Origin of the sequence: Sinisalibacter aestuarii, assembly GCF_027923545.1 — a bacterium.
In the GTDB taxonomy this organism is placed as follows: Bacteria; Pseudomonadota; Alphaproteobacteria; order Rhodobacterales; family Rhodobacteraceae; genus Sinisalibacter; species Sinisalibacter aestuarii.
In genome coordinates this window covers 62,842-75,844 of record NZ_BROH01000002.1, presented here as the reverse complement: position 1 = coordinate 75,844, position 13,003 = coordinate 62,842, and the positions used below count along the sequence as shown (strand labels likewise).

The 13,003-nt window shown below is 65.2% G+C and carries 11 protein-coding genes, 1 tRNA gene and 1 pseudogene; 6 read left to right on the top strand and 7 right to left on the bottom strand.

Annotation, left to right across the window (positions count from 1 at the left end):
- Positions 1-3: 3 nt before the first annotated feature.
- The 4 genes from QMG28_RS05255 to QMG28_RS05240 form a co-directional block, all read right to left on the bottom strand.
- Entirely contained in the window at positions 4-2,367 is a 2,364-nt protein-coding gene (locus tag QMG28_RS05255; protein WP_281841162.1) for an ABC transporter permease, read from the bottom strand.
- Positions 2,368-2,371: 4 nt separating this feature from the next.
- Positions 2,372-3,079, bottom strand: a complete 708-nt coding sequence (locus tag QMG28_RS05250) for an ABC transporter ATP-binding protein (RefSeq protein ID WP_281841161.1) — start codon at positions 3,077-3,079, stop codon at positions 2,372-2,374.
- Positions 3,080-3,179: 100 nt separating this feature from the next.
- A tRNA-Leu gene (locus QMG28_RS05245) sits at positions 3,180-3,263 on the bottom strand.
- Positions 3,264-3,309: 46 nt separating this feature from the next.
- Positions 3,310-3,852: a tetratricopeptide repeat protein gene (locus tag QMG28_RS05240; protein ID WP_281841160.1), complete on the bottom strand. Its 543-nt coding sequence runs from the start codon at positions 3,850-3,852 to the stop codon at positions 3,310-3,312.
- A gap of 90 nt (positions 3,853-3,942) precedes the next feature.
- Between QMG28_RS05240 and QMG28_RS05235 the strand changes: the two genes are divergently transcribed.
- Positions 3,943-4,689: a rhomboid family intramembrane serine protease gene (locus QMG28_RS05235; protein ID WP_281841159.1), complete on the top strand. Its 747-nt coding sequence runs from the start codon at positions 3,943-3,945 to the stop codon at positions 4,687-4,689.
- Positions 4,690-4,760: 71 nt separating this feature from the next.
- On the opposite strand, the gene QMG28_RS05230 is transcribed toward QMG28_RS05235, so the two are convergent.
- The 3 genes from QMG28_RS05230 to QMG28_RS05220 all read right to left on the bottom strand — a co-directional run bounded on the left by QMG28_RS05230 (position 4,761) and on the right by QMG28_RS05220 (position 6,841).
- The gene (locus tag QMG28_RS05230; protein WP_281841158.1) at positions 4,761-4,934 is read right to left on the bottom strand and encodes a hypothetical protein; all 174 of its coding nucleotides are present in this window, start codon (positions 4,932-4,934) and stop codon (positions 4,761-4,763) included.
- A 127-nt stretch (positions 4,935-5,061) separates the two neighbouring features.
- Positions 5,062-5,853, bottom strand: a complete 792-nt coding sequence (locus QMG28_RS05225) for an inositol monophosphatase family protein (RefSeq protein WP_281841157.1) — start codon at positions 5,851-5,853, stop codon at positions 5,062-5,064.
- A gap of 82 nt (positions 5,854-5,935) precedes the next feature.
- Positions 5,936-6,841 (bottom strand): LysR family transcriptional regulator, encoded by a 906-nt coding sequence (locus tag QMG28_RS05220; protein WP_281841155.1) that lies wholly within the window; start codon positions 6,839-6,841, stop codon positions 5,936-5,938.
- 92 nt (positions 6,842-6,933) lie between these two features.
- On the opposite strand from QMG28_RS05220, the gene metF reads away from it, so the two are divergent.
- The 5 genes and pseudogenes from metF to QMG28_RS05195 form a co-directional block, all read left to right on the top strand.
- Positions 6,934-7,800, top strand: coding sequence for a methylenetetrahydrofolate reductase [NAD(P)H] (gene metF / locus QMG28_RS05215; protein ID WP_281841154.1), 867 nt, complete (start codon positions 6,934-6,936; stop codon positions 7,798-7,800).
- 330 nt (positions 7,801-8,130) lie between these two features.
- A complete protein-coding gene (locus tag QMG28_RS05210; protein WP_281841152.1) occupies positions 8,131-9,234 on the top strand; it encodes an ABC transporter ATP-binding protein in 1,104 nt (367 codons plus the stop codon).
- A gap of 115 nt (positions 9,235-9,349) precedes the next feature.
- Positions 9,350-10,459 carry an extracellular solute-binding protein gene (locus QMG28_RS05205; RefSeq protein ID WP_281841151.1) on the top strand — a complete coding sequence of 370 codons (1,110 nt, stop codon included), beginning with the start codon at positions 9,350-9,352 and terminating at the stop codon, positions 10,457-10,459.
- Positions 10,460-10,555: 96 nt separating this feature from the next.
- The gene (locus tag QMG28_RS05200; protein ID WP_281841149.1) at positions 10,556-12,127 is read left to right on the top strand and encodes an ABC transporter permease; all 1,572 of its coding nucleotides are present in this window, start codon (positions 10,556-10,558) and stop codon (positions 12,125-12,127) included.
- A gap of 39 nt (positions 12,128-12,166) precedes the next feature.
- Positions 12,167-12,988 (top strand): annotated as a pseudogene (locus QMG28_RS05195) (ABC transporter permease); the annotation flags it as partial.
- Positions 12,989-13,003 lie beyond the last annotated feature (15 nt).

The window sequence follows — 13,003 nt, the reverse complement described above, 5'->3', positions numbered from 1 at the left end:
GGCTTACTCCCTTGTTTTCATGACCGCGACGAGGTCCATCCGGTCGATCCGGCGGCGCACGAGAAGGGCGGAGGCGATCGAGGCCCCGGCAACCACACCGGCGGCGCGGATATAGGTTTCCTGAGTGATGAGAAGCGGGATCGAGTAGAGGTCGCTGTCGAAGCTCTCAACCATGCCGGCGGCCAGTATGTAGCCAAGCCAGAGCCCGAGCGGGATAGCGGCGGCGGTGAGCAGGAACAGCTCGCCCAGCAGGATGTAGCTGACCTCGCCCCGGGTGAAGCCGAGAATGCGCAGGCTCGCCAGCTCGCGCGCGCGTTCGGAAAGCTGGATGCGGGCCGAGTTGTAGACCACGCCGACGGCGATCAGCGAGGCGACGAAGGAGTAGATGATGACCGAGATATTGGCGCTTTCGGCCATCGTTTCATCGAAACTCTGGCGCACCGTCGTCATCAGGGTAATCCCCGAGATCGCCGGGGCATCCTTCACCGCCTTGAAAAGCGCGTCTTCCTGACCCTCGTCGATCATCACATTGGCCATGTAAACCTGAGGCTCCTGCCCGAGCATGGCCGACAGCTTTTGCTGGTCCATATAGGCGCCAAGGCCGAAGAAGGTCTGCACCGTGCCGGTCAGGATCACCCGGTGGCGGGTCTCGTCATGTTGCAGGAATTCCACCTCGATCACGTCGCCGACGCGCGCGTCGAGATGGTTGGCGAGCCGCGCTTCCAGCACGATCCCGTCTTCGGGCGGCACTTCCGTCCGGCTCACGCCATCGAAAACGCGGGCAAGCTCGGCCCCGTCGCGCCGCCCTTCGATGGCGACGGTGCGGGTGCGCGGCCCGTGATAGAGCCGGGCGGGGGCCGAATAGGCGCCTTCGGCCAGCATCACGCCGGGCAGGTTCTCGACATCGTCGAGCACGGTTTCGGGGCGCGGCAGGGCGAATTCGAGGATCGCATCCTGTCGGTTGACCTGCACGAAGGCCACGTCGAGCAATTCGTCGAACGAGTCGAGCATGAACAGCGCGGCCACGATCATCGCCGCGCTCATCGAGATACCGAGCGTGGTCATCGCCGCGCGCAGCGGCCAGCGCCCGATTGCGCGCAGGATCATCATCGTCGTCTGGCGCGGCTTCACCACCCCGATCAGCCGGTCGAACAGCCCTTTGCGGAACCGCGTGGGCGCGGGGGGCGACATCGCCACGGCGGGCGAAAGCTGCACCACCCGGCGCACCGCGAATACCGCGCCGAACAGCGCCGCACCGGTGCCGGTGACGGCCGACAGCGCGTAGACGGCGGGGTATTGAATGAAGACGAGATAGGGGAAGTGGAAGAACTCGCCATAGATTTCGGCGATTGCGATGGTGGCCCAGTAGCCGGTGGCCCAGCCGATCGCGATCCCCACCGCGCCGATCAGCATGGCAAGCTTGAGGTAGTGCCACGACACTTCCCAGGCGCTGTAGCCGAGCGCCTTCAACAGCCCGATCTGCTCGCGTTCGAGGGTGATCAGCCGGCTCAGCACCATGTTGACCAGAAAGGCGGTGATCAGCAGGAAGATCGGCGGCAGAAACTGCACCATCAGCTCCAGCCCCATGATCTCGCCATCGAGGAAGGCATTGGAGGTTTGCTGTTCGCGGTCATAGGGACCGGTGCCGCCATAGGGCTTGAGCAGCGTCTCAAGCTCGTCTTTCACCTGTTCGAGATCGGTACCCCGGGTCACGCCGAGGGTGACGGAGTTGAATGCGCCAGAGAGGTTGAAGGCGGCGGCCAGCACGTCTTCGGGCATCCACAGAATGCCGAAGCGCATGTCGTCAGGCATGATCGAGCCGGGGCCGATGGAATAGATGAACTCGGGAGAAAGCGCGATGCCGGTGATCGTCAGCGGGCGTTTCTGACCGTTGAGCGTGATCGAGAACCCGTCGCCGGGGTGAAAATCATGCGCCAGCGCGAACGCCTCGGACACGACCACCTCGTTCTTGTGGCCGGGCTCGGGCAAGCGGCCCTCGCGCAGGATCAGCCGGTTCATCTCCGGCTCGCCCGAAGCGGGGATCGAGATGATCTGGCCCATGCCCGGCGCGTCGAGATCGGCGAGGTCGAGGATCGCGTTTTCCGTGATCCGCGCCTCGACCCGGGCCACGCCCTCGATGGCGGCGATCTCGGGCACGAGGCTCATCGGCGCGCGCGCCGCGCTCGACCAGACATCGGCGAACCGGGCGCGCTCGTAATAGGTGTCGCGCGTTTCGCTCAGCGACCGCAGCGCGCCGTTCATCGTCACCATCACCATCACGCCGGCGGCGAGCACCGCGGCGATGGCGAGCGACTGCGCCCAGAGGCGGCGAATGTCTCGCAGGAGTTTCTTGTCGAGCGCGCGCATCGGCCTACCACACGATCTCGCTGGCGGCGATGCGGGTGTCGTTCACCGTCACATCGGCGATATTGCCATCGGCCACATGGATCACCCGGTGCGCCATGGCACGGATCCCGGCATTGTGGGTGATGATCACCGTGGTGGTGCCCAGATCCTGGTTGATCCGGTTGAGGGCTTCGAGCACCTGCACGCCGGTATTCGAATCGAGCGCGCCGGTCGGCTCGTCGCAGAGCAGCACTTCGGGGCGCTTGGCGATGGCGCGGGCGATGGCCACGCGCTGCTGTTCGCCACCCGACATCTCGGCCGGAAAGTGATCCATCCGGTGATCGAGCCCGACCCGTTCCAGCGCCTCTTCCGGGCGCATCGGATCGCGCGCCACCTCGGTGACCAGCGCCACGTTCTCGCGCGCGGTGAGGCTCGGCACGAGGTTGTAGAACTGGAAGACGAAGCCCACATGGTCGCGCCGGTAGCGGGTCAGCTCGCGCTCGCGCATCGCCGTCAGCTCCATGTCACGGAACCAGACCCGCCCCGCCGTGGCGGTATCGAGCCCGCCGAGGATGTTGAGCAGGGTCGACTTGCCCGAGCCCGAGGCCCCGAGCAGCACCGTGAACTCCCCCATGAACAACTCCGTGTCCACGCCCCGCAAAGCATGCACCTCCACCTCGCCGGTGCGGTAGACCTTGGTGATGCCTTCGGTATGAAAAACGCGCGCTGCCATATCTTCCCTCACCGGCCTTGTCGCAGCTTGGTGGTCCGATGACATTGATCTGGTTCAAATCAATATCGTTTACGTCGCCGGCCCTGCCAACCGTTTCGCCTGGTACCCGCGGCGGGATTCGAACCCGCACGCCCGAGGGCTGGGGATTTTAAGTCCCCTGTGTCTACCGTTCCACCACGCGGGCAGGCCGCGCGGACGGTAGCCGATCGGTGCGGCGGGGAAAAGGTGGCTCAGCGGGGGGCGCCGGCGGGCGGGTCGAGGAGGCCGCGTTCGGGCAGCCAGGGGTGGAGCGCCACGGCGTCGCGCAGCACCGCGTCGCCCTCGGCCTCGCGGCCCATCCGCATCAGGGTGAGCCCCTTGCCCGACAGCGCGGCGACGTGGCGGGGCGAGAGCGCGAGGGCCTGTTCGAGATCGGCCAGGGCCGGCTCGTATTCTTCGCGCAGGAAATGGACGAAGGCGCGCTGGTTCCAGCCTTCGGCCCAGTGCGGGCAATAGGCGACAAGCTCGTCCAGCCCGAGCATCGCACCATCGTAATCCGCCATGGCGATGCGTTCGAGCGCGATGTCGAGCAATTCGCCCGACCAGGTATCGGGCGCGGCATTGTAGAGCGCGCGCATGTCGCGGAAGGCATCGCGCCCGGCCATATAGGTTTGCGCCGCCTGGGCATCGGCGATCAGCACGTCGAGGGCGGCGGAGATATCGGGCGCGGGCGGGCAGACCTCTTCGGCCTGAGCCGGGCTGGCGAGCGACAGGAGGAGGAGCGCGCGTTTCATGGCCTCAGCCTTGCCGCCTGCGCCGCGCCGGTCAAGTCAACTGCGCGCGAGAGGCTTGACGCGCCGCGGGCGCTGGTGTGACCTCGGCCCATGTTCCCGATCCGCGATCACAACCCGTCCGAACGTGTCCCTGTCGTCACCTACCTGCTGATCGCGGCGAATATCGTCGTGTTCCTCACCTACCTGCCGCATCTGGGCGACGAGCGCACGCTGTTTGGGCTGTATTGGCAGTGGGGGCTGGTGCCGGCGATGGTGACCCACGGCGAGGGCTATCTGGGCTTTTTCACCTCGATGTTCGTCCATGCGGGCTTCATGCATATCGCCGGTAACATGCTGTTTCTGTGGATCTTCGGCGACAATCTGGAAGACCGGCTGGGGCATGTCGGGTTTGCCGTGTTCTACCTTGCCTCGGGCCTGGGTGCCGCGCTTCTGCAGGTGGCGCCGGCGCCGGATGCGCAGGTGCCGATGGTGGGCGCCTCGGGCGCCATCGCGGGGGTGATGGGCGGCTATCTGCTGCTGTTCCCGCGCGCGCGGGTGGATGTGCTGGTGATCTTCATCATCTTCTTCAGGATTTTTCCGCTGCCGGCCTGGGTGATGCTCGGGCTGTGGTTCGGGCTGCAGGTGTTCAACGGGGTCGCCAATGGCGCCGGTGACAGCGGGGTGGCCTATTGGGCGCATGCGGGCGGATTTCTCGTCGGCATGGCGGCGGTGCTGCCGTCATGGCTTGCGGCGGGCGGGCTTGGATTCTGGCGGCGCACGCAGGGGCACCCGGACCATCCCGAGGCGCGGTATCGGATGGTGAAAAGCCCGGTGCCGCGGGTGACGCGGCGGCGCTAGAGCAAGGGCTGGACGCGACGGGTTCAGCCGTCGTTGCTCTCGCCATCTCCGCCGACATCGAAATCCTGCATTTAGCTGGAAATCCTGTCGGCGAGGTCGGGAATGGTGGAGGTGACGTAGAAGCCGGCGCCGACGCCCGTCAGGGCGATGGCGGCGGTGAGGACGACCCAATCGACCGTCGCAGCGCCGTCTTCGTCCCTGAAAACCTTCGTCACTGCCGTCCATGCCGTCTTCGGGTCGATCATGGTCACACCTGTCCTGTGCTCCTGGCCCTGCCCATGAGGCGCACAATCCGCGCAGAATATGGCGCTGCGGGGACCAAACCTTGGGAATCTTGCGGCATTTCGGGCCGGATCGGCCCGCAGGCACGGATCAGCCGTTGCGAATGATTGTGGCGAATTTGTCGAAGATCGCCTCATTGGCGGCGACCACTTCGCCGTCTTCGAGGATATTGCCGCCCGGATGGATCGGCTCCACCAGCCCGCCCGCTTCGCGCAGGATCACGAGGCCCGCGGCGATGTCCCAGGCGTGCAGTTCACGCTCCCAGAAGCCGTCGTAGCGGCCGGCGGCGACATAGGCGAGGTCGAGCGCGGCGGCGCCCCAGCGGCGCACGCCGGCGCAGGCGGGCAGCAGGCGGGCGAGATCCTGCAGCGTTTCGGGCAGGTCGTGGCGGCCACCGAAGGGCAGGCCGGTGGCGAAGATCGCCTCGATCATGCGCGCCCGGCCCGACACCCGCAGGCGGCTTTCGTTCATCCAGGCGCCGGCGCCTTTTTCGGCCCAGAACAGCTCGTCCTTCGCCGGGTCGAAGACCACACCGGCGACGACTTCGCCCTTATGTTCGAGCGCGATGGACACCGCCCAGTGCGGCAGCCCGTGCAGGAAGTTGGTGGTGCCGTCGAGCGGGTCGACGATCCAGCGCCGGGTCGGGTCGGCGCCGTCTTCGCCGCCGCCTTCCTCGCCGAGCCAGCCGTAATTCGGCCGCGCGCCCATCAGCTCTTCCTTGATGATGGTCTCGGCGGCGATGTCGGCCTTCGACACGAAATCGCCCGCGCCCTTCATCGAGACCTGAAGGTTCTCGACCTCGCGGAAGTCTTTCACCAGGCTGCGGCCCGCCTTGCGGGCGGCCTTGATCATGATGTTGAGGTTCGCGCTGCCTTGCTGCATGTCCGGCTCCTGTCGTTCGAGGGCGCTATACGCGCGGGCGGGCGCTTTGCCAAGGCGTTGGCGCGGCTTTCGCGCCTGCCTGCTATCCGCGTTGCAGCTTCACCGGTTCGGTGCGGGCGAGGCGGATCATGTGGGCGATATAGGGCCGGGCCTCGTCTTCCTCGCGCACGGCGGCATACATCCGCTTCGACAGCCCCTGTGCCGTGATGCGCTTCACCACGTAATCCGGCCGCCCGCGATAATCGCGCAGCACCCAGTCGGGCAGAACGGTGACGCCGCGCCCGGCGGCGACCAGCATCAGGATCACCTCGGTCAGTTCCACTCCGCGCATCCCGCGCGGCTCGATCCGCGCCGGGGTCAGAAGCTGGGTGAACACATCGAGCTTGGCGCGCTCCACCGGGTAATGCAGCAGCACCTCGCCCTCGAAATCCTCCGCCTCGATGAAGTCTTTTTCGGCCAGCCGGTGGCCCCTGGGGCAGACGAACATCGGCTCGTAATCGAACAGCGGCTTGAACACCACGCCGGGCAGGCTGACCGGGTCTGACGAGATGACGAAATCCACCTCCTCGCGCCGGAGCGCCTCGATCGCGTCGAAGGCGAGGCGCATCCGGATATCGACATCGACATCCGGCCAGGCGGTGCGCAGCCCGTCGAGCACCGGGAAGAGCCATTCGAAGCAGGCATGGCATTCGATGGCGATGTGCAGCCGGCCCGACCGGCCCGATTGCATGGCGCGGAATTCCTCCTCCACCGCCGCCACTTCCGGCAGGATGTGCTCGGCCAGACGCAGGAGCTTGAGCCCGGCGGGCGACAGCTTCATCGGCTTCGAGCGGCGGTGAAACAGCTCCATCCCCACCTGATCCTCCAGCGCCTTCACCTGATGGCTGAGCGCCGACTGGGTGATGTGCAGCATATCGGCGGCGCGGGCGAGGCCCCCGGCTTCGTGGATGGCGCGGATGGTGCGCAGGTGGCGGAATTCGAGATACATGAGGGCGTCTCATAAACTTCGTGAGATTTATGAATTTGTCTCACAGGGGGCGCGAAGCTACAAGAGCCGAAACATAACGCAGAGACTCCGTCATGACCGCACCGCGCATTTCTTTCGAATTCTTCCCGCCCAAGGACATTGCCGGGGCGTTCCGCCTGTCGGACACGGTGCGCGATCTCGCGCCGCTCGATCCCACCTTCGTCTCGGTCACCTATGGCGCGGGCGGCACCACGCGGGCGCTGACCCATGACGCGGTGACCACGATCCACAAGCGCTACGGGCTGAACGTGGCGGCGCATCTGACCTGCGTCGATGCCAGCCGCGCCGAGACGCTGGAGATCGCGCAGAGCTATGCCGAGGCCGGGATCACCGAGCTGGTGGCGCTGCGGGGCGATCCGCCGAAAGGGCAGGGCGCGTTCCGCCCGCATCCCGAGGGCTTTGCCGATTCCATCGAGCTGATCGAGGCGCTGGCCGAGACCGGCACGTTCAACATCCGCGTCGGGGCCTACCCCGATCCGCATCCCGAAGCGCGCGACGGCAATGCCGATGTGGACTGGCTGAAGCGCAAGGTCGATGCCGGGGCCAGTTCGGCGATCACCCAGTTCTTCTTCGAGGCCGAGACCTATTTCCGCTTCCGCGACAAGGCCGAGAAGGCCGGGATCGACGTGCCGATCATTCCCGGCATCCTGCCGATCGAAAACTGGAACGGGGTGAAGAAATTCGCCGCCGGCTGCGGTGCGCATGTGCCGGGCTGGATCGACGACGCCTTTGCCAAGGCGCAGCGCGACGGGCGCGAGGAGCTGCTCTCGGTGGCGCTGGCGGCGGAGCTGTGCTCGGACCTGATCGACGGCGGGGTGGAAGACCTGCATTTCTACACCCTCAACAAGCCGCATCTGACCCGCGATATCGCCCATGCGCTGGGCGTGGCGCCGAGGGCGGTGTTGCAGAAGGTGGCCTGACCGGGCGCGCAGCCGCGCGCCGCGAGAGGGGATTCGCATGGGGCCGCGCTGGCCCGTGGCTGCCGCTCGCCGGGGAGAATCACCGCGCGGTTTTGGGGGGATTCGCCGGCGCTCCAGCCGGTTTGAGGCCGCAACAGGGGCCCGATCCGTGTAGAATCGGGGTCGCTGCACGACTTGCGCGAAGGCCGGGAAACCAGCCCAATTACTGGCCGGACCTAGGGTAAACCTTGCGCAGATGAGCGAAAAAGCGTCGCATTCGCTGTTGAAATCCCGAAGTCCTTCGTGTTGGCTTTGATCAAAACAAAGACCGACAGGGAAATAGGGGGTCACTTGACCAACACCGATACAAACGACGGATTCGTCGTCTTCGACCGCGTGCAAAAAAGCTATGACGGCGAAACGCTTGTGGTGAAGGATCTCAATCTTGCCATCGGACGGGGTGAGTTTCTGACGATGCTCGGGCCGTCCGGTTCGGGCAAGACCACCTGCCTGATGATGCTCGCCGGCTTCGAGACCGCCACCCATGGCGACATTCTGCTCGGCGGCACGCCGATCAACAACATCCCGCCGCACAAGCGCGGCATCGGCATGGTGTTTCAGAATTACGCGCTGTTTCCGCATATGACGGTGGCTGAAAACCTCGCCTTTCCGCTCGAAGTGCGGGGGCTGGGCAAGTCGGAGCGCGAAACCAAGATCAAGCGGGCGCTCGAAATGGTGCAGATGGGCGATTTCGGCAATCGCCGCCCGGCGCAGCTTTCCGGCGGCCAGCAGCAGCGGATCGCGCTGGCACGGGCGCTGGTGTTCGAGCCGGAGCTGGTGCTGATGGACGAGCCGCTCGGCGCGCTCGACAAGCAATTGCGCGAGCATATGCAATTCGAGATCACCCGGCTCGCCCATGAGCTTGGCATTACCACGGTCTACGTGACGCACGATCAGACCGAAGCACTAACGATGTCGGACCGGGTGGCGGTGTTCGATGACGGGCGGATCCAGCAACTGGACCCGCCCGATGTGCTTTATGAGGAGCCGAAAAACAGCTTCGTCGCCCAGTTCATCGGTGAGAACAACACGCTGGTGGGTGAGGTCGTCGAGATGAAGCCCGGCGATCTCTGCGTCGTCCGGCTCGACGATGGCGAGGTGATCGACGCCAAGGCGGTCAATGTCCACGAGGTTGGCCAGCGGACCAAGGTTTCGATCCGCCCGGAGCGGGTGGAGTACAACAAGGAGCGCATTCCCGAAGGCGCGCATACGCTGCACGCCGAGGTGCTCGAATTCATCTATATGGGCGATATTTTCCGCACCCGGCTGAAGGTTGCGGGCAATGACGAGTTTATCATCAAGACACGCAACGCCCCCGATCAGGTGCGGCTGAAGCCGGGCCAGAAGATCGAGATCGGCTGGTTGCCGCAGGATTGCCGAGCGCTGGATGCGTGAGGCGTGAAGCTGGCCCGTCCGCGCCGATCCGGTGTGGATGGGCCGGGTCCGCCGGCCCGGCCGGAGGCGCGGACCTGTATCGAGAAAACCGGACCAAACAACAGGGAGCTCAGAAATGAAGCTTAAGACAACCCTTCTCGCCACGTCGGTGCTGACTGTTCTTGGCGGCGCGGCTCACGCGCAGATGGCCAATGACATGACGGTCGTATCCTGGGGCGGCGCCTATCAGAACAGCCAGCTCAAGGCTTATGTCGAGCCCTATATGGCCAACAATCCCGACGTGTCGGTGACCTGGGACGAAAGCTCCGCCGAAGCGGTGGCCAAGCTGCGCGCCCAGAACGAAGCCGGCAACCTCACCTGGGATCTCGTCGACGTGACCGCCGCGGATGCGATGCGGCTGTGCGACGAGGGCCTGGCGATGGAAGTCGACCATGACGAAATTCTCGCGCCCGCCCCCGATGGCACCTCGGCCAGCGACGATTTCGGCGACATGATCGTCAGCGACTGCTTCATCCCGCAGATCGCCTATTCCTACACCTTCGGCTACCGCAACGACGTGGCCGAGTGGAACGGCAACGAGCCCAGCGAGATCTGCGATGTCTTCGATCTCGAAACCTTCCCGGGCAAGCGCAGCCTTGAGCGCCGCCCGCACAACAACATGGAATGGGCCCTGATCTGCGACGGTGTGCCGCGCGACGAGGTCTATGACGTGCTGGAAACCGACGAGGGCCAGGAACGCGCGCTCGCCAAGCTCGACACGATCAAGGATCAGACGATCTGGTGGACCGCCGGCGCCGATACGCCGCAGCTTCTCGCCGATGGCGAGATCGTGTTCGGCTCCACCTATAACGGCCGTCTGTTCAGCGTGATCGTCGAGCAGAACCAGCCCGTCAGCATGATGTGGGACAGCCAGTCCTACGACCTCGACGGCTGGATCATCCCCGAGGGGCTGCCGGAAGACCGTCTGGCCCGGGTGCTCGACTTCCTCTACTTCGCGACCGACACCCAGCGCCTCGCCGACCAGGCGAAATACATCTCCTACGGTCCGGCGCGTACCTCGTCGGCGCCGCTGGTCGGGGCACATGCCGAGCTTGGCATCGAGATGGGTCCGCATATGCCGACCAATCCGGACAACGCCACCAACGCCTTCGTGCAGAACTACGAATGGTGGGCCGATTACCGCGACGATATCGACGCGAAATTCCAGGCCTGGCTGGCGCAGTAAACCTGCGACGGCTGCACAACACCGGAGGGGCCCGCACCGGGCCTCTCCCGCCGGCGCCGGGCGGGGCGCGCAACGACAGGGATGCCGATGTCTGACATGAGCCAAACGCACGGGGCGGAGACGCAAAGCCCCCCTTCCGGCCCGGTTCTGGCCGCGGATGGCCGGCCGCTCAAACATTCGCTGAACCGCGCCCTGCGACGGCAGAAAATGCGGGCGCTGATGCTGATCGCGCCGCTGCTGATCTTCATTCTCATCACCTTCATCGCGCCGATTGCCGACATGCTGTTCCGCTCGGTCGAAAACCAGATCGTCGAGGACACGCTGCCGCGCACCGTCGCCGTTCTGGGCGACTGGGATCCGGAGGCGGATGACTTGCCGCCGCCCGCCGCCTTTGCCGGGCTTTACCGCGATCTGTTCATCGCCGCCGAGGAAAAGACCCATACCCGGCTTGGCTCGCGGCTGAATTATGAAACCACCGGGATTTCGTCGCTGTTTCGCAAATCGGGCCGGTCGATGGACGATGTCGGCGAAGAGATCGTCGACACGATCGAGGCCACCGACCCGATCTGGGAAGAGCCGGCGACATGGGCTGCGCTCGCCGAAAGCGCCGGTTCGGCGCTGCCGGATTTCAGCAATGTCTGGGCCGATTTCGCCCGGGTCGTGCGCGCCGATGGCGACGATCCGGCGGAAGAAAACCCCTGGGAAGTGCTCCATGTGAGCCTTGCCGAAGACCTGCGGGCAGGGGCCGCGGCCGAGTATGACGGGCCGCTCAAGGCCGAGCTTGGCCAGTTGACGCAGGCGCTCGCCGGTGTCGCCCCGGTGGATTACGTCGCGGCGATGGAGGATGTGGACGAGGGCTGGAGCGATCCCGCCGTCTGGCGCACAATCCGCACCTATGCGCCGCGCCTCACTTCCGGCTATTTCCTCAATGCGGTCGACATGCAGCTTACCGATCAGGGCGTGGCGCAGCAGCCCGAGGATCAGCGGCTTTATCTGATGCTGTTCCAGCGCACGCTGATCATGTCGCTGACCATCACGCTGGCCACGATCCTGCTCGGCTACCCGGTGGCGTGGTTGCTCGCCAACCTGCCGATGCGGGTTTCGAACATCCTGATGATCCTCGTGCTCCTGCCGTTCTGGACATCGCTTCTGGTGCGCACCTCGGCGTGGAAGGTGCTGTTGCAGCAGCAGGGGGTGATCAACGATCTGCTGGTCTGGATCGGGATCATCGCCGATGACAACCGGCTGGTGCTGATCAACAACGCCACCGGCACGATCATCGCCATGACGCATATCCTGCTGCCGTTCATGATCCTGCCGCTCTACTCGGTGATGCAGACCATCCCGCCCACCTATCTGCGGGCGGCGAAATCGCTGGGCGCGAATGACTGGACGGCGTTCTGGCGGGTCTATTTCCCGCAATCGGTGCCGGGGATCGGCGCCGGCTCGATCCTCGTCTTCATCCTCGCCATCGGCTATTACATCACGCCGGAACTGGTCGGCGGCACCACCGGTGTATTCATCTCCAACCGGATCGCCTACCACATCTCGACCTCGCTCAACTGGGGCCTCGCCGCCGCTCTCGGCACGATCCTGCTGGCGCTCGTCCTTCTCCTCTACTGGGTCTACGACAAGCTCGTGGGCATCGACAACGTGAAGCTGGGGTAACGCGATATGTCTGCTCTTCCCGCCTATGCCTCCCCCGTCCAGCGCGTCTGGTATTATGCGTTCCGCGTGATCGTCGGGCTGATCTTCTTCTTCCTGATCGCGCCGATCCTGGTGATCATTCCGCTCAGCTTCAACGCCGAGGATTTCTTCACCTACACGCCGGGGATGCTGGCGCTCGATCCGGAGGCCTATTCGCTCAAGCATTACCGCGATTTCTTCTCCAACAGCGACTGGCAGCAGGCGATGTGGAACTCGCTGGCAATCGCGCCCTCGGCCACGGTGCTGTCGGTCGGGCTCGGCACGCTGGCGGCGATCGGGCTGTCGCAATCGCATGTGCCGTTCCGCCGGGCGATCATGGCGATCCTGATCTCGCCGATGATCGTGCCGCTGATCATCTCGGCGGCGGGGATGTATTTCTTCTATTCCCGCGTCGGGCTGCAGGGCACCTATGTGGGGGTGGTGCTGGCCCATGCGGCGCTGGGGATTCCCTTCGTCATCATCACCGTGACCGCCACGCTGGTGGGGTTCGACCGTTCGCTGACCCGCGCGGCGGCCAATCTCGGCGCCGATCCGGTGCGCACCTTCTTCAAGGTGCAGATGCCGCTGATCCTGCCCGGCGTGATCTCGGGCGGGCTGTTTGCCTTCATCACCTCCTTCGACGAAGTGGTGGTGGTGCTGTTCGTCGGCTCCGCTTCGCAGAAAACGCTGCCCTGGCAGATGTTTATCGGGCTGCGCGAGCAGATTTCGCCGACCATCCTCGCGGTGGCGACGCTGCTCGTGGCGATCTCGATCCTGCTGCTGGCCACGGTGGAACTCCTGCGCCGCCGCTCCGAGCGCCTCAGGGGCATTACGCCGCAGTAACGCGGGCAGGCTCGC